Origin of the sequence: Paenibacillus sp. EKM10P (assembly GCF_011800655.1) — a bacterium.
In the GTDB taxonomy this organism is placed as follows: Bacteria; Bacillota; Bacilli; order Paenibacillales; family Paenibacillaceae; genus Paenibacillus; species Paenibacillus polymyxa.
This window is the reverse complement of sequence record NZ_JAALET010000007.1, coordinates 174,856-195,299: the sequence shown is the minus strand read 5'-3', so window position 1 is coordinate 195,299 and position 20,444 is coordinate 174,856. Positions and strand designations below refer to the sequence as shown.

Annotated in this window: 15 protein-coding genes; 2 read left to right on the top strand and 13 right to left on the bottom strand. The window is 45.2% G+C overall.

All coding sequences use genetic code 11. The features are described 5' to 3' along the window. Position 1: 1 nt before the first annotated feature. The 6 genes from HFE01_RS17625 to HFE01_RS17600 form a co-directional block, all read right to left on the bottom strand. A complete protein-coding gene (locus tag HFE01_RS17625) occupies positions 2–871 on the bottom strand; it encodes a CheR family methyltransferase (RefSeq protein WP_126666652.1) in 870 nt (289 codons plus the stop codon). A gap of 80 nt (positions 872–951) precedes the next feature. Then, positions 952–4,668 (bottom strand): response regulator, encoded by a 3,717-nt coding sequence (locus HFE01_RS17620; RefSeq protein ID WP_167438591.1) that lies wholly within the window; start codon positions 4,666–4,668, stop codon positions 952–954. Next, a complete protein-coding gene (locus HFE01_RS17615) occupies positions 4,652–5,833 on the bottom strand; it encodes a PP2C family protein-serine/threonine phosphatase (RefSeq protein ID WP_016820282.1) in 1,182 nt (393 codons plus the stop codon). Before HFE01_RS17615 ends, HFE01_RS17620 begins: the two co-directional genes overlap by 17 nt. 234 nt (positions 5,834–6,067) lie before the next feature. Continuing rightward, a complete protein-coding gene (locus HFE01_RS17610) occupies positions 6,068–6,409 on the bottom strand; it encodes a YflT domain-containing protein (protein ID WP_013373048.1) in 342 nt (113 codons plus the stop codon). Between the two features lie 96 nt (positions 6,410–6,505). Further along, positions 6,506–7,024, bottom strand: coding sequence for a hypothetical protein (locus HFE01_RS17605; protein WP_016820284.1), 519 nt, complete (start codon positions 7,022–7,024; stop codon positions 6,506–6,508). 50 nt (positions 7,025–7,074) lie between these two features. Then, on the bottom strand, positions 7,075–7,596 hold the full coding sequence (locus HFE01_RS17600) for a DUF948 domain-containing protein (RefSeq protein WP_016820285.1): 522 nt from the start codon (positions 7,594–7,596) through the stop codon (positions 7,075–7,077). 261 nt (positions 7,597–7,857) lie between these two features. On the opposite strand from HFE01_RS17600, the gene HFE01_RS17595 reads away from it, so the two are divergent. Further along, complete coding sequence (locus tag HFE01_RS17595; protein ID WP_013373051.1) at positions 7,858–8,025, top strand: DUF1328 domain-containing protein; 168 nt, start codon at positions 7,858–7,860, stop codon at positions 8,023–8,025. A gap of 128 nt (positions 8,026–8,153) precedes the next feature. On the opposite strand, the gene HFE01_RS17590 is transcribed toward HFE01_RS17595, so the two are convergent. Then, the gene (locus tag HFE01_RS17590) at positions 8,154–9,341 is read right to left on the bottom strand and encodes a C40 family peptidase (protein WP_107734560.1); all 1,188 of its coding nucleotides are present in this window, start codon (positions 9,339–9,341) and stop codon (positions 8,154–8,156) included. A gap of 188 nt (positions 9,342–9,529) precedes the next feature. Further along, on the bottom strand, positions 9,530–10,399 hold the full coding sequence (locus HFE01_RS17585; RefSeq protein WP_017425954.1) for a cation diffusion facilitator family transporter: 870 nt from the start codon (positions 10,397–10,399) through the stop codon (positions 9,530–9,532). Positions 10,400–10,873: 474 nt separating this feature from the next. Between HFE01_RS17585 and HFE01_RS17580 the strand changes: the two genes are divergently transcribed. Next, positions 10,874–11,059, top strand: coding sequence for a hypothetical protein (locus HFE01_RS17580; RefSeq protein WP_016820288.1), 186 nt, complete (start codon positions 10,874–10,876; stop codon positions 11,057–11,059). Positions 11,060–11,240: 181 nt separating this feature from the next. Here the strand turns inward: HFE01_RS17580 and HFE01_RS17575 are convergent, their stop codons facing one another. The 5 genes from HFE01_RS17575 to HFE01_RS17555 form a co-directional block, all read right to left on the bottom strand. Beyond that, on the bottom strand, positions 11,241–12,869 hold the full coding sequence (locus tag HFE01_RS17575; RefSeq protein WP_016820289.1) for an ABC-F family ATP-binding cassette domain-containing protein: 1,629 nt from the start codon (positions 12,867–12,869) through the stop codon (positions 11,241–11,243). 214 nt (positions 12,870–13,083) lie between these two features. Next, on the bottom strand, positions 13,084–13,917 hold the full coding sequence (locus tag HFE01_RS17570; protein ID WP_107734559.1) for an ABC transporter ATP-binding protein: 834 nt from the start codon (positions 13,915–13,917) through the stop codon (positions 13,084–13,086). Further along, positions 13,907–14,890 (bottom strand): FecCD family ABC transporter permease, encoded by a 984-nt coding sequence (locus tag HFE01_RS17565; protein ID WP_016820291.1) that lies wholly within the window; start codon positions 14,888–14,890, stop codon positions 13,907–13,909. The genes HFE01_RS17570 and HFE01_RS17565 overlap by 11 nt, the downstream gene beginning before the upstream one ends. A gap of 14 nt (positions 14,891–14,904) precedes the next feature. Next, a complete protein-coding gene (gene isdE, locus HFE01_RS17560; protein WP_107734558.1) occupies positions 14,905–15,864 on the bottom strand; it encodes a heme ABC transporter substrate-binding protein IsdE in 960 nt (319 codons plus the stop codon). A 181-nt stretch (positions 15,865–16,045) separates the two neighbouring features. Continuing rightward, complete coding sequence (locus HFE01_RS17555) at positions 16,046–20,434, bottom strand: NEAT domain-containing protein (RefSeq protein WP_107734557.1); 4,389 nt, start codon at positions 20,432–20,434, stop codon at positions 16,046–16,048. Between the last annotated feature and the right edge of the window lie 10 nt (positions 20,435–20,444).

The window sequence follows — 20,444 nt, the reverse complement described above, 5'->3', positions numbered from 1 at the left end:
TCTATTTAATCTTCCGGTATATTTTCTCTACCCGGTCCAGCGGCTCGTAGGAATCACTATAATCGGTGAAATGTATGGATTCCTTGGCCCCAAGCACCAACACACCAAAATGACTCAAGCTATCATAAAACAACCCATGTACATGGTTGCGAAGTTCATCATTGAAGTAGATCATAACATTCCGGCAAAAAATCACATTGAACTCGTTAAAAGACCGGTCTGTCGCTAAATTGTGCTCAGCAAAAATAATATTTTTTCGTAAAAAGGGATGAAACATCACCGAATCATACTTGGCTGTATAATATTCAGAGAACGATTGTGTGCCCCCAGATTCCAAATAATTTTTGGTATACAGCTTCATTCGGTCGATCCCATATACGCCTTCTTTCGCTTGCTGTAAAGACAGGTTATTCATATCCGTCGCATAAATACGGGCCTTATCATATAAGCCTTCCTCATGCAGCAAGATTGCCATTGAATATACTTCCTCACCTGTGGAGCAACCTGCATGCCATATTCGGATATACGGATACGTTCGTAAAATAGGAATAATTTTTTGCCTGAAAATTAGAAACAGCTCCGGATCGCGAAACATCTCGGTCACCGGAATAGAAAGACTCTGTACCAGTCTATCGAAGGCGCTGCGATCATGCAGCACCTTCTCCTGAAGTCCTGATATCGTGCTTACATTCTCGGACTGCGCATGATAATAAATACGCCGCTTGATCGAAGGCAGAGCGTAATTACGAAAATCGTAGCCGTACAGCCGATGTATACCTTCCAGCAACAGCTCAATCTCAATCATTTCCCGCTCATTGTCATTCGATTTCAATTCATTAGCAGCATTATCCGCCATATCCTTCGATGTCATAATCTCTCTCCAATTCCTAAATAGGTTTTGCCTGCACCGCTCTCAATCATGTGTCGTTTTATATTACCCATTTTTTTGGGTTACGAATACAACCACACTCGCATTAATGATAAAAGCTGTTCGGTTTGAATCGGTTTTTTTACATAATCGGAAGCGCCTGCCTCAATACACTTGGAACGATCATCTTTCATCGCCTTGGCTGTCAGGGCAATAATAGGCAACTTCTCGAATTGTGGCATTAACCGGATACGTCGCATCGCTTCATATCCATCCATTTCCGGCATCATCATATCCATCAGCACCAGATCAAAATCAGGTGTCTGTTCGAGCAGTTCTAGTGCTTCCCTTCCATTTTCAGCAAAGGTAACCTCCATACGATAGCTTTCCAGCACACTGGACAGAGCAAATACATTACGAATATCATCGTCTACCAACAATATTTTTTTGCCTTCAAACAGCTCTTCCTTGTTATAAAGCTTCTGCAAAATTTTACGTTTGTCCTCAGGAAGATTTGCCTCCACCCGATGCAGGAACAACGTAGTCTCATCCAAAAGTCGTTCCGGTGATTTGACATCCTTAATAATAATGGACTCTGCATATTTTCGAAGTTGTGTTTCTTCCTTACTATCCAGATCTTTGCCTGTATAAATAATAATCGGCAGATCGGTGAGCTGCTCATTTTCCCGAATGCGGTCGAGCAATTCAAAGCCTGTCATGTCACTAAGCATCAGGTCCAGTACCATGCAGTCATACCGCTGGGTGGCCAGCTCGTTTAGTGCTTCCTTACCTGTCGATACCGCCGTAATGGCCACATCATCATGGTCGATGAGCTCAATAATGGATTTGCGTTGATTATCGTCATCCTCAACCACAAGGAGGCGTTTTACCATTTGGTCCGTATACGACTTTATATGTGAAAATGCCTTATCCAGACTCTCCTTCGAGGAAGGCTTTTTGAGATAAGCAATTGCGCCCATCATCAAGCCCTGCTTCACATCATCTATGACTGAGATAACATGTACTGGAATATGGCGTGTCGACGAATTGCCTTTCAGCTCGCCCAAAATGGACCAGCCATCCATCACAGGTAACTGAATATCTAATATAATAGCGTCGGGCAAATAGGAATGAGCCATGTTCAGCCCATCGTCTCCTTTGAGAGCAATCAACGCCTTAAAGCCCCGACTACGGGCCATGTCGTACAAAATATTAGCAAAATTAATATCATCCTCAATAATCAGCAGCACTTTATCCTGCGGGGTAATCTCGTTTCGGTCGTCACCCGGATGTATGTCCTCCGCTCCGCTCTTCGCAGGTATCTGATACACAGGTAAACGTTCAGCAGGCATGATCATTGGCAGATCTGCTTCCGCTGAAGCAGCGGCGCCTTCAAAAGCCGGAGGCACATCTGCACTGTTAAACGCCTCTCTCGAATGAGAATCCTTATTATTTTCGGTAAGCGTTTGTTCCGGCAAATACAGTGTAAAGCAACTGCCCTGTCCCTGCTCGGATTCGACTGTAATGGCACCGCCCAACAATTTGGAAAGCTCACGGCTGATCGACAGCCCCAGCCCTGTTCCCCCGTATTTTCGGCTAGTCGTACCGTCTACCTGCTGGAAGGCTTCGAAGATCAGATCTGTCTTATCTGAAGCAATCCCGATGCCGGTATCACGCACAGATAGAGCCAGATAGGATTTTCGTGGATTTAGCATACCCGGAAGCTGCTCTCCATTTGCCCGAGATACCTTGAAACTTATAGAACCTTCCGTGGTGAACTTGAACGCATTGGACAGTAAGTTACGTAAAATTTGTTTGAGACGATAACCGTCACTTATAATAGCATCTGGCAAATTCTCTTCGATTTCGGTATGCAGTTGAAGCTCTCGTTTGGCTGCGACTGGAGCAAAATTCTGTTCTACAAACAGCTCCAGTTCCTTCAAATGGACCGTTTCATGGTTAATATCCATTTTTCCAGCATCCACTTTGGATAAATCCAGAATTTCATCAATCATTTTCAACAAATCCGCGCCCGACATATAAATGGTTTGTGCATATTCAACTTGTTTGGGCTTGAGATTGCCTTCCTTGTTCTCAGACAGCAGCTGAGAAAGAATAAGCAAGCTATTTAGCGGAGTACGCAATTCATGCGACATATTGGCCAAAAACTCGGATTTGTATTTGCTTGTGATCCCAAGCTGCATCGCCTGTTGCTCCAACTGGGCTCGTGCACGTTCGATCTCATCGTTCTTTTCTTCCACTTCTCGAACCTGTTCTTCCAGTGCTCTCGTTTTAGCAATCAGTTCAGTATTAAAATGCTCCAATTCTTCCTGTTGACGCTGTAATAATTCCTCGGAACGCTTAAGCTCCTCTGTTTGCTGCTCCAAATTCTCGTTAGAACGCTTGAGCTCTTCTTGCTGAGTTTGCAACTCTTCGGACTGGCATTGCAATTCCTCGGTAAGTGCTTGTGATTCGCGCAACAGTTGCTCAACCCGCATCCGTCCCTTGATATTGTTCAAAATGATTCCCAAACTCTCCACTAACTGAGCAAACAGCTTCGTTTCCAGATCACTGAAGCGGTCCAGTGACGCTATTTCCACGGCACCAATGCATTCATCATCGAACATAATAGGGAAAATCATAATTCCAACTGGCTTACTTTCTCCTAAGGCGGAGCCAATGGACAAGTATCCTTCAGGTGCCTCTGTGATCAAGATTGGCTTACGATCCAGAACACACTGTCCAAGCAAACCTTCGCCCACCTGGATAGCGTCTCTGATCGAGCCTTCGCCAGTCACCTTTGCATAGGAGCCGTATAACTTGAATCGATTGTCTTCTACCTCTTTTCCTTGCAGGTAGATGGCTCCATAGCTGCCCCCCAAAATGGGTGTAAACTCACTAATGAACATCTGAGCAACCTGCTCCAGTGAATTCACACCGCGAAACAGCTCAGTCAATCGAGCAGTATTGGCATTAAGCCAAGTTTGGTCCTTCTGCGTTTGAAGGACGGAATGCTCGAATTTCCTTTTTTCATCCAGGTCTCCAGCCAATTGTTGAAACACACGAGCAACCTCTCCGATTTCATCTTTGGAGGCCACACTCATCCGGCTGATAGCCCTGTACTTTCCCTTGCCAAAACCGTTCATCATGAGGTTAACGGTATTTAGACCTTTGGCAATGCTAGGAAGCACCCACAAAATAACCAGTAAGCCCATCATCAGACCGGCCGCCATCAGGATTGTGGTAATCTGCACAGATTCCTCATAAGCCTGATTGGCCTGCTTCATATCGTTATCAATTTCCCGGTCTTGGAAAACAGCTAGGGTATTAATGCTGTCCATTGCCTCCTCTTGAGCAGGCAGACCCGTGCTATTACGGAAAGCATTAGCTTCCTCAATACGATCTTGCTCCAATAAGGAAACGAGTCTCTCTTCATAGTTTAGATAATCTTTCCAGGTGACAGCCACCCGGTCAATCTGCTGTTGCTCTTCACTCGTACCGGAATCCGTTTGCAGACTAGCCAGCACTTTTGTTCCAGTAGCAGAAATATCATCCATCTCGCGCTTGGCCTCGCTGACAGAGGAGCCTGGATTCAAGATCAGATTGGCCATGACTTTAGCCATATCGTTCACCTGTCCGCGTATAGCCGTTGTTTTGCGGACCTTCACATATCGTTCTTGGTAAACCTGGTTCAGCTGTTCATTCAAGCTCCCCATCCGGTCATAGCTGATTAGCGTCAGCACAAGGAGGATCGCCATAAGCGATCCAAAGCCAATCAGCAGTTTATTTCTGATTTTCATGCAAGCTCTCTCCCTCTTTCAATGAAATCCAGATCAGGCACTTATCATCATCGCGATCCTGCGGCCCCTCGTTACGAAAAAACGCATCCAGCATCGCTTCTTCATTCCATTCCTCATACTTGCGCAGACAGGCAGTCAGATACTCCAATTGTTCCTCATATTCACCTTCTACCGTCTCCAGCAAGCCATCTGTATACAAAGCGATATGCCCAGTTCCTTCGTAATAAATCGTGTGCATCTCTGCATCAATTTTATCAAACAATCCGACCGGACTACACGCACGGTCTAATTTGGTTATGCTACCGTCCTGATTGAACAGCAAGCCGGGAGGATGCCCTGCATTTACATAGTCAATTCGCCGTGAACGAGTATCAATCACCATATAAATCGCCGTAAAATAATACTGTACCAGCTGCTTACCCAGGTCCAGTTGATTAAAACGACGATTCAGCTCTTGTATGACCTTCTCCGGCTCCACATACGTGGTCACCGTATCCTTGAGTACAGACGCAATGAACATGCAAAACAAAGAAGAAGAAATGCCATGGCCCATCATATCGAGCAAAATGATGGCATATCTCCCTTCTCCTAGCGGATACCATGAATATAAATCTCCCGCCAGTTCAAAGGAAGGCTGGTACAGTGCATTCGCTTGCAGCATAGGATCCTGAATGGCAGGACTCAGCACCGCCTGCTGCACCATCGCAGCCAGTTTCAATTCATCCTGAATTCGCTGATCCCGGTCCTTATGCCAATCTTTTTCCTGCTTAAGACGCAAGGCAGATCGAATTCGCGCCATTAGCTCTACCTTGTTGATCGGCTTTGTGACATAATCGACGGCTCCCACATCCAGAGCTTCGGCCAATTTTTTAGAATCGCCTACAGCGGTGACCATAATAATCGGAATATCTTTTAAATGTTCATATTCCTGTACAATACTGCAAGCTTCAATGCCATCCATTTCAGGCATCATCATATCGAGCAGCACCAAATCAATATCCGAAGGACGGGGGCGAAGACTAATGGTACGGTCGCCGATTCCCAGATGCTCCAGCATTTCTGCGGCCGAGCTGGCAGAGATCACATCGCGATAATTTTCTTTTTTTAGTATTTCACGAATAATAATGACATTCGTTGGATTATCATCAACAATTAGAATTCTCATTGCTCTCTCCTTATCTGTAACCCATGTATTATACTATACCTGCTTATGGGGCAACACCCTTGTTAATTAGAAATAGCGTTTCCGTAAGCAGGCATTCCAAAAACATAGATAAGGAATGAGGCTAAAACCCCATTCCTTATCTATGTTTTTGGAGGACCCGCGAAACACTTGGGCTGCGGCCAACATCCTCTTTTTCAAATCTAAGTTTGCTTAATCCTATGATGAGCTGGAAAATCACGCTTTTTTCGCAATAACCAGCACTTTACCCTGATCCAATTCTTTTTCATAAAAATCTGCTTCCGTATCTGTAAAACCCAGGGAAGTGATTTTAGCACGAAGCTCATCGCCACGGGAACGGAACAAATTCGCTAAGGAGTCAAAAACGCCCTCTTCTTTAATCCCGATTTCCTTGGCAGCTACCGTATCGGCGATACGATCCGTCCGATCCTGATCATGAGCGAGCACGAACACATCCTCATAACGATAGCCCGTGTTACGCAACTCATTCACAGCTTCAACGGCTTGTACACCGTTCTCTACCACCTTGGCATAAGATTTATGATTGGTCTGATTCATGTTTCTCACGCTCCTTTAAGGATTGACTTCTCTGACTATTACACTTCATTCATCCATTTGAAACTTCCATATGATGTCACGCCTCGAAAAAATCGACTACCACTCCGTTTCATCAAAAAACTCAACATACTTTGGCTTGTCAGACGTCTTATCCGTAAATACTTTGATCGCCCGCTGCCCGCGCACATACACCTCTCCGTCTTCTGCCGTAAATTGCGAGCCGCCTAGCTCCTGATCCAGCGTTTTCCGTTGCAGTGGCAGCCACTTATCATTCACTTTGATTCGACCGGCAGCAGGATCTACATGCACATAGGAGACGACGTCCTCACGCATACCTACGGTGACATCCGGGTATTGATATTCTGTAGAAAGCAGCAGCTTATCCTTCTTGATTCGAAGTGGCTTGCCCAGTTTTTTCAATACATCCGCACGAGTATCATCCAGAGATATGCCATTTAAGGTATGAAAATCAGTTGGCACAGCATGTGGATCAGTTATCGTCTGAACAGCCCTTACCATATGCCCCGCTGTCTGCGGGGAGACGGTTTGCTGAACCGTATCCTGTCCGGAAAAGGGAGTGAGCAAACCAGCGGCTAGTAATAATGTCTTCATCATAATTCTCACCCTTTCAATGAATTTCCTATAGTTTACGGTTCAGCACTATACTACTGACGCATTTTCTGCCACACCCCAGCAGCGATGTCTACATAACCCAGCCAGTTCTTAGCCGGCTTGCCCGCAGGTTCCCCATAAGTGGCATTGTAGCTCTGAACCGTCCGCTCTGTTGCAGTCAAAGGTCTGTTCGATCCCGTTGACTTGATCGCCTTCTCCGTTCCGGAAGTGCTGCTCGCAGTGCTACGTGACTTCTGAAGGCGTGTCATTAACGCTGTTGAAGCCTGTTTGGCGGCCAGCGTCACTTCGCTGAGTACCTCCCCCAGGTTTTTAACCGACTCCATCACAGGTTCCACTTGCTTCAATTTATGATCAACGTCTGCGGTGATGTCATTTGCATGTCGAACCGTTTGTTTTACTTCATAACTTAGTTCATCGACTGTCTTTTGTACTTCCTGCAAGGTTTGAGTTACCTTATCTAGAGAACCTTGAGCTGCTTTCAATGTCTTAATAAGGTAAATAACGAGAACGGCAAATGCGATAGCAATAATAAAAATGCTGACCTGTGTTAACATAGCGTAACCTCTCTTTCGTCTTTCACGATGATGTTTATGATTACTGCATAGTTACCCTCTACATTCGGACACGAAACAACGTCCAGACTGGTATCTTCTTGTGCTCCAAAGGTTATGATTCACGGGCCCTCGCACCGTTTAAAACAACGTATAATGATGGCACAGCCACACTTAATCTGTAGAAGTCACCGTCATCTGCTGCCACGCTCTATCGGGGCGCGAGTATGCCACATTATATACAATCAAAGGAGGATACAGAACATGCTGAAATGGTCGGCTTTATTCTTAGTTTTTGCTGTGATCGCCGGGATTTTAGGTTTTTTTGGTATCGTCGTCTCCGTAGCAGCTACAATAGCCAAAATGTTATTTGTGCTATTTTTGGTCTTATTCGTTATTTCACTTTTTACCGGAAGAAAACGAGCTTCATAGACGTTGGAAATAGCTACACCCAAACGTGATATGTATCATATGCTTATCAAAAAAGGATGTTCCCACCCTGGTCAACAGAGATGTGGAACATCCTTTTTTGATGCAGCTTTTAACAGTGAACGGCGTTTTTATTGGATCACGCTGCCCCCAAACAGGAAACGATCCTGCCAAGGCTTGCTGAAATCCGTAACTTTTACACCACCGGCCGCTACAGAAAACGTATGGAGAAGCTTGTTGTCTCCCAAGTATACAGCTACATGCGTAATCGTTTGGGAGGAATTATCCAAGGACGTGTACGCCCCGGAAGATGCATTATAATTTGTAAAAAAGAGCAGATCGCCACGCTTCAGTGTAGTCATATCTGTATTCGGCTGACTGTTCTGCTTGATCCACTCACCTTGTGAACGAGAATCTGCCGGGAGCTGGATCCCTACAGCCTGACGGAAAATTTGGCGAGTAAATGCCGAGCAATCAAAAGTAGCCGTACTGTTGCGATCAGAACCATATTCATAAGGTGTTCCAAGGTAAGTCATACCTGTGTCAATAACCTGTTCGATTGAGGCCGCTGCATCACCAGAAAGCAAGCTAACCGTCGAAGCAGGAGACGCTACCGCAGGTAGAGCAGTAGTATCTGAAGCGGGTGCAGCCGAAGAGGCCACAGGCTGCTGCACAACAACCCCCTCACCAATACGAATATATTGTGGAGATGAGCTGACATAGCCTACTGTACCATCAGCAGTGGTGATCTTAAACCAATACGCGTTACTGGAATCGGTAATCGTAACGACATCCCCTGTATTCATATAGCCCAGAACCTCGGAAGAAGTGGATGCCTCCGCCCGCAAACGAACGGACGTTTGAATCGTAGCTTTCGTTTGACCGGCAGAACTATTCACTGAAGCCGGAGCCTCTTTAGTTGAAACATTTTTAACTGAAGCTGAAACAGTTTTAGCTGACTCTGAGGCTTCCGTTTTACGGCTGGCAGACGGGGTGACAGCAGCAGCGACGCTGGTAGCGCCAACTTTTATGTACTTGTCGGAGCTGCTTGTGTAGCCGGTTACTCCATCAGAGGTCTTGATCTTATACCAATAGCTATTCGTTTTCTCCAATACCGTTACGGCCTCTCCCTGCTTCATAAAGCTGACTACATCGCCCGTAGTCGAAGGATCGGATCTAAGCTTTACAGCCGCCTGAATAACCGCCTTCTGTCCTGTGGATGCTGTCGATGCCGCTGCGTCAACCTGACCCGGCGCCACATGAATTGCTGCCAACAGCGCGGCTGACGTCATGAGCATTCCCATCACGCGTCTTCTCAATGTTGCACCTCCTGGCTGTTTTTACGAATTTGAAGAGCATAATTCCGACGAATATAGCCGGACATGCCTTCATTATAGTAAAAGCAGCAGGAAGAGAGATATAATCCAAACGTCACAAAAGATAGCGTGTACACCTTTTTTGATATAGGTCTAAAGTCACTTTTAATACTAATTATTTAATAATTAATCTATAATTTAGGTTCTACATGGACATGAACGTGCATTGTATTATGAACCTCTTGTAGACGTTCCTCAATCCGGTCGCTAATCCGATGTCCTTCGATCAGACTGAGTTGTGGATTCACCTCAATGACCACATCCACCAGTGCGTGGTTACCGTGTACCCGTGCCTTAACGTCTCGAATTCCTTCTACTCCAGGTATAAGAGCAATCGTACTCCGTAAGTCGGACAGTTCTTGCTCATCAAATCCATCAGTCAAGCTATGTGTGGAATCCCTAAAAATCTCCCACGCCGTTTTACAAATAATGAACCCTACCACGATCGCCGCCACAGTATCTAACCACGGCAGCCCGAACTGTGCGCCGATAATGCCCACTGCTGCTCCAACACTGACGAGTGCATCTGATAGATTATCCTTGGCCGCAGCCAGCAACGCCTTGTTGTTGATTTGCCGAGCGAGCCTGTTATTGTACAGGTACACCCCGAACATAATCACTGCGCAAATCACAGCCACACCCGCAGAGGTAATATCCGGTATTTGCTTTCCTCCCTTGAAAATGCTTCCGATTCCATCAATCAGCACCTGCAAACCAACGACAGCCATAATAAAGGACGCCAGCAGCGCCGCAATCGTTTCGGCCCGAAAATGTCCATAGGCATGGTCGGAATCTGGTGGTTTTTGCGAAATTCTCAGACCAATTAATACAGCAACCGACACCACAATATCGGTGACATTGTTGAATCCATCGGCCAGCAACGCGCTAGAGGCAAATATATATCCGCTAATCAGCTTAAAAGCGGACAGCAAAAGATAAGCAGCAATGCTTACCCACGCCCCTCGCTCACCTTTTCGTATTTCATCATAGACATTTACCACAACGGAGGACACTCCTTCAAATAGATAGTTCGCAGCGTAAAGATCTGCCCAGAAATAAAAATAGCAGCATAGCTGCCCTTACACTCCCTCTCAAACAAGCAGCACAGCTGCCCTTACACTACCCCTCAAACAAGCAGCATAGCTGCCCTAAAAATAACAATTCGCCTGTGGAAAACTGTTATTTTTAGGATAACAGACGAACTTTGTGTGGGTCTAGAGAAACAGTCTTTCCACTCTACATCGCTGTAGGAACAATGAAAAAGTATTGCCAGGCCCCATCCCTGTAGGTTACACAAAACAATTTTTCCTTCATGCAAAAAACAGACATTTCTCCTCTTACCTCACTCCAGCGATGTGTTATCATTGTTGCCCTTGTCCCTTCTTTTAAAAACGTATAAAATGAGGACACAGCCGCGTTTTTCTTCAATCCAGCATGATTGACATGAATCTGGCGGCAACAGGAGGAATTTATTCATGAGCGATGCTAAGGAACCACGTAAAATTAATCTCGCAGATGCCATTCGCGAAAAGCTGGCACAAAAAAAACAGCAGTCCGGCGCTTCACAGCAGGGCGGCTTTCAAGGCGGTTCCACCAAAACACTGAAAAGCCAAAATACGAAGAAGCCGAACAACCAACGCCGTCGTACAGGCGGATCATAAGCCACTCCATAGACTTTATAGGGTACCGAGATCAGGCGGGATCTATCTTGACTCACTCTCGGAACCAAGTAAGCTAAGGGTCATGGCACAAAACGAAAAAAGAGGAGTCTCCCGGCCAAGGCAATGGCCTGATGGAGCTCCTCTTTCGTTTAACTATTTGCTGAAATTAGCGGTTCGGATGTTAGCCGATTTCTACCGGATACATGCGTTCACGCAATTGAGCGATTTCTTCATTTTCCAAGTATTCATCATAGCTCATCGTACGGTCGATTACGCCGTTTGGTGTAATTTCCACGATGCGATTCGCGATGGTTTGAATGAACTGATGGTCATGAGAAGTGAACAAAATAGTCCCGTCAAAATCGATCAGACCATTGTTCAGCGCTGTGATAGATTCCAAGTCCAAGTGGTTGGTCGGTTCTTCCAGAAGCAGTACGTTAGCACCGTTCAGCATCATTTTTGCCAGCATACAGCGAACCTTTTCTCCCCCGGACAGCACACTTGCTTTCTTAAGCGCTTCTTCGCCTGAGAAAAGCATACGTCCCAAGAAGCCGCGCAGGAACGTTTCATCCTGATCCTTGGAATATTGACGCAACCAGTCCACCAGATTCAGATCCACACCTTCAAAATAAGTGGAGTTATCTTTCGGGAAATACGCTTGGCTCGTTGTAATCCCCCAGGAAAATTCACCATTATCCGCTTCCAGTTCGTTCATCAAGATCTGGAAGAGCGTTGTTTTAGGGAGACCGTTCGGACCTACAAACGCAATTTTATCGCCTTTGTTCACGACCAGACTGAACTCGTTCAGCACTTGCTCGCCTTCCACGGTTTTACTGAGGCTATCTACAGTCAGCAATTGTTTGCCCGCTTCACGCTCAGGCTTGAAGTTAATGAACGGATATTTACGGTTCGATGGACGGATGTCGTCCAGCGTAATTTTATCCAGTTGCTTTTTTCGCGAAGTTGCTTGTTTGGACTTGGAAGCATTCGCAGAAAAGCGCTGAATAAAGGCTTGCAGTTCTTTGATTTTTTCTTCCTTTTTCTTGTTCGCATCGCGAGCCAGTGTAAGTGCAAGCTGGCTGGACTCGTACCAGAAGTCATAGTTGCCGACATACATCTGGATTTTACCAAAATCAATATCCGCAATATGCGTACATACCTTGTTCAAGAAGTGACGGTCATGGGATACAACGATGACGGTGCCTTCATAGTCCATCAGGAAGTTCTCCAGCCACTGAATGGATTCGAGGTCCAAATGGTTGGTAGGCTCATCAAGCAGCAAATTGTTCGGACGACCAAACAACGCTTGTGCCAACAGAACGCGCACTTTGTCATTGCCGCTCATTTCAGCCATTTTTTTGTCATGCAGATCACGCGGAATCCCCAGACCGATCAACAATGCAGCCGCATCCGGCTCGGCATCCCAACCGTTCAGCTCTGCAAATTCGCCTTCCAATTCACCAGCACGTAAACCGTCTGCTTCGGAAAACTCCGCTTTGGCGTACAGTGCATCCTTTTCCTTCATGATTTCATACAGACGCGTATGACCCATAATAACGGTTTCCAGAACCGGAAATTCATCGTATTCATAATGGTTCTGCTTGAGGACAGCCATCCGTTCGCCCGGTGTCATGTGAACCTCACCTGAATTGGCTTCAATTTCACCGGAAAGAATTTTCAAAAAGGTGGATTTACCCGCGCCATTCGCCCCAATCAGGCCATAGCAGTTCCCAGGAGTAAATTTGATATTTACGTCTTCAAAAAGTGGGCGTTTACCATAACGAAGCGTTACGCCGCTTGTACTGATCATATAAGCATACCATCCTTATCATTAGTAAAGTGCTAAACACAAAATTACCGACGGCAATAGTATAACACACAAAAGATCGGATTCGAACCGTAGTCTAAGCAGAACTGCCCCTGAATCTCATCCAATATCTAATAAATAAAATAAAAAAATGCTTCTGTCCTCACGATTGTCACCTGACAAACACCTGGATCAGAACCATTTTTATGTTTTAAATTCAATGAGATAACTCAAGGACAGATACCTTACCCTCTCTCTGTGCGTGTAAATGTTCGGAATCTCCGACGCCTATCGGAATAAGATACATGCCCGCCTCCTCGTCCTGTCTTATGACTACCTTCACACCATAGACTGCCTGAATCAGTTCGGATGTAACGACCTCTATAGGCGAACCATTCGCTATTATGCGTCCTTCTTTCATAGCGATCATCACATCACTATACCGAATAGCCTGATTAATATCATGCAGCACCATCACGATGGTCAGTCCGTGCTCCTGATTGAGCTGCCGAATAAGCTCCAAAATCTCAAGCTGGTAATACATATCCAGATAGGTGGTCGGCTCATCCAAAAATAAAATCGGCGTTCGCTGTGCCAAGGCCATTGCAATCCACACGCGCTGCCGTTCTCCTCCTGAGAGCTGATCCAGTGTATGTGTCCTGCGTTCTTCCAGATTGGTGCAGGCTATAGCCCATTCGACTGCTTCCTCGTCCTCGTCCCGGCTGGATGTGAACATGCTCTTATGAGGCAGTCTTCCGAAGCTGACAAGTTTTTCTACTGTCAGGTCAGAGGGCGCTTCGTTCTGCTGATGAACTACCGCCAATTGACGGGCCAGTTCCTTGGGCTTGTAGTGGGCTATCTCCTTGCCATCCAGAACCACCTGGCCCTTGCGAGGAACGGCATTGTTGGACATCACACTGAGCAGTGTCGATTTGCCGCATCCATTGGGCCCAATAATCGTAGTAATTCGTCCCCGTTCAATAACAGCATTGATCGCATGTAGACGATCTGTTTTCCGATCATAGGAGAAGGTTATATTTTTAATGTCCATAGGTGCGATCCGCCTTTCTGATCAGGAATATCAGGAATGGTCCGCCAATGACTGCCATAATAATAGAGGCCGGAATTTCATTGGGAGCAAGCACCGTTCGCCCCAGCGTATCCGCAAGCAACAGCAGCAAACCGCCGCATAAGGCAGAAAACGGAATCAGCCACTTATGATCCGAGCCAACCAGATAGCGGGCACAATGCGGAACGAGCAGGCCGATAAAAGCAATTACTCCTGCTATAGCTGTAGCCGTTGCTGCAAGCAGCACTGCTATCACAGAAATTAAAAGTCGTGCACGTGTCACGTTAAGGCCCAAATTTTTAGCCGTTTTATCTTGAAGGGACAAGAAATTACACCAAGAGAAGACGAGCATGGCCAAAATTAAACCAATTCCGCCATAAGTCACAATCACCTCGACATCTACCCATTTTTTCATAGACAAGGTTGAGGTGGTGACCTGGTTAATGCTGGTGACCGCATAACTGCCCCGATAGTTAAACGACTGACCTAGGCCGGAAAAGATGGCGTTTACTGCCACCCCAATCAGAATAAGTCGAATGGGATGCAAGCCAGATTTCCATGAAAATCCGTAGACCATTAGGCAGGCCAACGCACCGCCGATAAATGAAAAGAACGGCATCCAGAAATAAAGCGCCGGAAAGAGGGTCACCGCGATCAGCGAGACCAAGGCCGCTCCCGAAGAAATGCCGATCACCCCGGAATCTGCCAGCGGGTTTTTCATGACGGCTTGCAGCAAAACGCCCGCCACTGCAAGGGCTGCACCCGCCATCACAGCTACGATAATTCTCGGTAGTCTAAGATCCTTGACCACATTCACCTGATCATCTGTGCCTGTCCACAATCCGGCCACCAACTGACTCAAATTCACCTTGAGGCTGCCTGTCATCGCTGAGTACAGCATGACACCGACGAGTAAGACAATTACAACAATAAGGCTCCATAATTTTTTGGACATGTCATCAGCTTCCTTTAATTCGAAGGATACAGCATTTTCATCAGCTCATCCAGCGCAGAGCTTGCCGCTAAATTCCCTGTGGTGCCAAACAACGGTTCAGGCAAATCATAAACATGCCCTTTTTTCACAGCGTTGAAATGCTTCCAGATATCGTTAGTTTTGAACTCTTCATCGAACATTTTTACGACCTCATCCGGCATCCCGTGTGCAGCGCGCAAAATGATATCAGGATTGGATTGCTGCAAGGCTTCGGTATTGTGGGCTATGAACTCCACCTTCTCACCTTGAACCACATTTGTCCCGCCTGCAATTTTAACCAGATCCCCAATATAGGAATGTTCGGTAGCCACCAGATAGCTTCCCGGAACACCCAGTAGAATTAGTACTTTAGGAGACTTCTTGCCTTTAATTTTTTGCTGAATCTCAGTAACTTTGGCATCCAAGGCCCCATTAATCTCTTTCGCCTTTTCAGCTTTATCAAATCGGTCTCCCAGCTTTTGAATTTCCTTTTGCATATTCGCAAGGCTTTCAAAATTCAAAAACTCAGCATTAATGTTTAGGTCCTTAAACTTAGGCTCCAAATCATATTTGAGTGTGGTCACCGAAAGCACATCTGTAGGTTTCAAGGACATTACTTTTTCCATATCAGGACTCATCGGATTTCCCACATCAGGGACATCCTTGTAACGATCAGGCAATACTTTGGTGCTTGTCGGCTTGCCAGCCAAATCCAAGCCCAGCGCATCCGTAATTTCAGAAATGGCTACTGTAGTCGCCACTATACGTGGAGTTGCTGTTTTATCATCAGACGACTTTCCGCTTGCATTTGATGCTGCTGTTGAAGTCGAACCATCGCTATGGTTCTGTCCGTTCTGTGCTCCCCCGGAACATCCGGCCAGCAACAAGATCATGATGCCGATTAACATATAGAAACCAAACGCTTTCCTTTGAGCCAAAGCTGCATACTGTTTCATGAAAATCCAATCACCTCAATTCAAAATATAGAGCAACAGCGTGAGTCCCAATTTTTTCGGGTGGATTTTTGCAAATTCCTCGGGTATGTAAATGCTGACAAGTCTTGATGCCGGGGCACCAAGACTTGCTCGCATACAAACTTTGCTGTTATTTAGGCTTCATTGATGTCATAACCTGAGATTATTTCACCTTTAGGCTTGCTTCATCAAATTGGAACTGAACCGTATACCAGTGATCATACGGTACTCCGCCAAGGACCAAACCAGGCACAATAACGTGTGTGTAAGCACTGATTTTCTGAGACAAGTCCCCTACCTCAAATTGAACGATACGTGTATCACCGGATGTCGAGATCACTTCCACATCTTTTAGGGTACCGTTTTGCTCCACTTGTAGAGTCGGCATCCAAGAGCTGTTTTTCAAAGTGATTTGGATATAGCGCTTGTCTCCCTTTTCAATCAATGTGGCTGGCTTATCGAGATAACCATCCATAACGGACGCTTCATTCGTTTTGTCTTTAAATACGTTGTAATTGATCGTGTATTGCTTCTCGGAAGCAGGTTGAACTGGTTGCTCAACTGCTGGTTTTGCTTCAGCTACCGAGGTGGTCGTTTCTGTTGCTTTGTCCGTAGAAGCTGCTGCCGATTCAGTAGCGGTTGCAGTTGTAGCTACATTAACTCCCTCACCTTTGAGCGATGCACGGTCAAATTGAATCTGTCCGCCGAATTTCTCATTAAAAATGTATTTCTCAGGCAGATATACCTGTGTGTACACACTCAGCTTTTTATCCAGATCGGGTACTTCGAAGGCAATTGTGTGTGTATCACCTTTTGTGTCGGTACCCACAATCGTCGGATTCGCGTAGCGGCCTTCAAAGTCCGTTTGGAATAATTTCAAAGCTTGATTGTCTGTTACGGTTACATGAGCCTGGACCTTACCATTTTTCACAATCAACTTCGCCAGACTCTGTACAAATGGAGCCACCAAAGAATCCTTGTCCGTTCCGTTTGCAAGCACACGGAAGTTCGCCGTGTACTCTCCATCGGCTAAGTTATTTTTCCCCTGTTCTACTTCGTCTGCTTTGGTTTCGTTGTGATAAGATACATTACTGGTATCGAATTTAAATTCAAAATCATATACCTTTTCTACTCGATCCTCCGCCTTGAAAACCATCGGAGCGCTACTTGCCACTTTTGGAGCTTCGTAGACAACCAGTTGACCTTTTACGTTGTTCTTAAAGTCACTTACACTGAAACGAACGTCCTTCGTATTACTTGCTGCATCTTCCCGGGTCACTTCTGCATCCTGATAACCTCCACTTGCGTTATCCCAAATGCGCAGCGCCTTAACTTCATTGCTGTTTTGCAGCTTCAGACCTACAAACCGTTTGTCGCCTTCCACAACCAATTGCGCTGGTTCATTAGTGATGAAGCGTTGAGCCGGAGATTCAGATCCTGTGATGCCATCTGGCAGCACAATGGTGAATTTCAATGCATATTTCCCATTGGCAAGCTTGTCAAAATCCAATTTAACGATAGGATCAGCCGCACCTGAAGAGGTAGGCTCAACAAAGCTACGAATGGTAGCAGGCTCGAATTGGAACTGCACATCATATACGTGGTCATAAGGGATGCCACCCAAATCTAATCCAGGTACGATGACATGCGTGTTCACTGTAACTTTATCTGACAGATTAGGTACTTCAAATTGTACTGTTCTTGTGTCTGCAGAGGTGGACTGTTCAACCACCTGAGCTTCAGAACCATTTACTTTAAACGTTTTAATCCAGCTGCTCTTGTCCATTTTAATCTGAATGATATTTTTACCAGACTGTTTTAACAGTGTGGCTGGCTTTTGCATATATCCATCCATCACAGATATTTCATTGCTTCCATTTTTGAGTACGGAGAAATCAATGCTGTATCTGCCATTTTCAACTGGAGTCGTTGTTCCGTTATCCGGACCTTTAGCTGTAACGCTACTGCGATCGAATTGAAGACGAAGCTTATGATCCATCTCATAAACCCCACCTGGATAGGTCGTGCTCACATGCACCTGTGCATTCAGAATAGCGTCCAAATTGGCCACCTTGAATTTCACAACACGTGTATTCGCATTCTTATCCTCACTAACGATATCTGCATCTGTCAACGTCCCGTTTTGTTCTGTTTTGAACTCTGTCACGGTGGTGCTGTCTTTAATCGTAAAGGAGGCTTCATACTTGCCCTTCGATACCGTCAGCGTAGCCGGAGACAATAAATATTGCGCCATGGCCGATTTTTGATCTTTGGTTGCATGCAACGCATCGAAATTGATTGAATACGTTCCATCAGCTAAATTCTTTCCAGGCGTGCCTGGTGTACCTGGCGTCCCAGGATCAACCGGGGTTGGAGCATTCGTAATGCTGTTTTTGTCAAATTGAAGTCGAAGTTTATGATCCATCTCATAAACCCCACCTGGGTAGGTCGTGCTTACATGGACCTGTGCATTCAAAATCGCGTCCAAATCGGCTACTTTGAATTTCACAACACGCGTATTGGCTGTCTTGTCCTCGCTTACAATGTCTGCATCCGTTAATGTCCCGTTTTGTTCTGTCTTGAACTCTGTTACGGTAGTGCTGTCTTTAATGGTAAAGGAAACCTCTTTTTGTCCTTTTGCTACCGTTAAAGTCGCTGGAGATAACAGATATTGCGCCATTGCGGATGGCTGATCTTTGGTTGCATGCAGGGTATTAAAGTTAATAGCATACGTTCCATCTGCCAAGCTAGGTGATGTAGGTGCAGAAGCCAATTGAAGATCTACATTATAGGTATGCACGTAGCCCAGTTCAGGCCAGTTGATACTTACCCATGCGCTTAACTTAGCAGGTATTTCTTTAACCTCGAATTCAATAACTCGTGTATTCGCAGTTTTGTCTTCACTTACTGTAGCAACATTAGTTAATACTCCGTTTTGTTCTACCTTAAAACCATCAATCTGCTCACTCTTTTTCAAGGTAAAACGAACATACTTCTTGCCATTACGTTCAATCAAGGTGCCTGGTTTCTCTGTATACCCATCCATCATAGAAACTTCATTCGTTCCATCCTTCAAAAGAGTGAAGTCCAGATTGGATGTCGTTTCTGGAGAGCTTCCATTTTCTGTGATACTATTTTTATCGAACTGAAGACGAAGTTTATGGTCCATCTCATAAACCCCACCTGGATAAGTCGTGCTCACATGGACCTGTGCATTCAAAATCGCGTCCAAATCGGCTACTTTGAATTTCACAACACGCGTATTGGCTGTCTTGTCCTCGCTTACAATGTCTGCATCCGTTAATGTCCCGTTTTGTTCTGTCTTGAACTCTGTTACGGTAGTGCTGTCTTTAATGGTGAAGGAAACTTCCTTTTGTCCTTTTGCTACCGTTAAAGTCGCTGGAGACAACAGATATTGCGCCATGGTTGATGGCTGATCTTTGGTTGCATGCAAGGTATTAAAGTTGATAGCATACGTTCCATCTGCCAAGGTCGGTGGTGTACTAGGGTCAGGTGTAATACTTGTGTCAAACTTGATTTGAACATGATACCAATGATCGTAAGGTACTCCTCCCAGTTCCAAACCAGGCACAATCACGTGAGTGTAAGCATTTAAGCTATTGGACAAGTTATTTACTTCAAACTCAACTGTACGCTGATTAGCGTCACTTACCTCCGAAATAGTTGCCGCTTCTACAAATTTACCGTTTTGCTCTGTTTGAAATGAAGGAATCCAGCTACTGTAATTAAACGTTAGTTGGATATACCATTTATCTCCTTTTTGAACGAGCTTTGCAGGTTTTAAAGCGTAACCATCCATCACAGAAACTTCTTCCGATTTGTCCTTCAGTATTGTGAAATTAAGGACACCCGGCTTTAAGGGAACTTCCGGCTCAGGTGAAGGGGTAGGAGGAGTTACAGATCCCTCTTTTACAGCTATAGTTGATGGGTCGAATTCAATCCAATTTTGTCTAAGTCTGTTATTATAAATGTAGTTCACATCAATTTTCTGATCCAAATTATACACATCAAATGTTACTGTTCGTGGTTCATACGTCTTGTCCCCTTTGACTAAATCTGAAATATGGGCAGGGACGTTTTCTCCGTTTTGTTTAAATTCGATATCGGTAAAGGGTGTATTAGGATTGTCGAGAATTAAAGAAACATGATAAGTATCCTGTTCAACTGTAAACGTAGCCGGTTTAAGGAACATATCATTATACGGGGAAATACCTACTCCCGATGCTTTACTTTCGTTTTTCACCACGTAGTTAATAGAATATACATTAGAATCTTGCATAATGCTGGAACTCGGTGTCTCAACAGCTGCTACTGTGTAAGTACTTGCTACATCTTCTGTTGGAATCACTTCTACTGGGCTCGGCTCTACCGAATATACATCTTGAGTCACTGAGGACTCGGAAACACTGGATTCAATTGATGGGTTTGTCTCATCAGACGCAGATGCAGTCGGAGCAAATGGGAAAACAACTGAAAGTAGCATAATAATAGCCACAAACGTCATCAAGTATTTTTTAAATTGCCTTTTCAAGTGTATTAAT

Bases quoted from the DNA above. Each gene is read 5' to 3' on its own strand.
- HFE01_RS17625 (WP_126666652.1), bottom strand. From the start codon at position 871: ATGACATCGAAGGATATGGCGGATAATGCTGCTAATGAATTGAAATCG.
- HFE01_RS17620 (WP_167438591.1), bottom strand. From the start codon at position 4,668: ATGAAAATCAGAAATAAACTGCTGATTGGCTTTGGATCGCTTATGGCG.
- HFE01_RS17615 (WP_016820282.1), bottom strand. From the start codon at position 5,833: ATGAGAATTCTAATTGTTGATGATAATCCAACGAATGTCATTATTATT.
- HFE01_RS17610 (WP_013373048.1), bottom strand. From the start codon at position 6,409: ATGAATCAGACCAATCATAAATCTTATGCCAAGGTGGTAGAGAACGGT.
- HFE01_RS17605 (WP_016820284.1), bottom strand. From the start codon at position 7,024: ATGATGAAGACATTATTACTAGCCGCTGGTTTGCTCACTCCCTTTTCC.
- HFE01_RS17600 (WP_016820285.1), bottom strand. From the start codon at position 7,596: ATGTTAACACAGGTCAGCATTTTTATTATTGCTATCGCATTTGCCGTT.
- HFE01_RS17595 (WP_013373051.1), top strand. From the start codon at position 7,858: ATGCTGAAATGGTCGGCTTTATTCTTAGTTTTTGCTGTGATCGCCGGG.
- HFE01_RS17580 (WP_016820288.1), top strand. From the start codon at position 10,874: ATGAGCGATGCTAAGGAACCACGTAAAATTAATCTCGCAGATGCCATT.
- HFE01_RS17575 (WP_016820289.1), bottom strand. From the start codon at position 12,869: ATGATCAGTACAAGCGGCGTAACGCTTCGTTATGGTAAACGCCCACTT.
- HFE01_RS17570 (WP_107734559.1), bottom strand. From the start codon at position 13,917: ATGGACATTAAAAATATAACCTTCTCCTATGATCGGAAAACAGATCGT.
- HFE01_RS17565 (WP_016820291.1), bottom strand. From the start codon at position 14,890: ATGTCCAAAAAATTATGGAGCCTTATTGTTGTAATTGTCTTACTCGTC.
- isdE (WP_107734558.1), bottom strand. From the start codon at position 15,864: ATGAAACAGTATGCAGCTTTGGCTCAAAGGAAAGCGTTTGGTTTCTAT.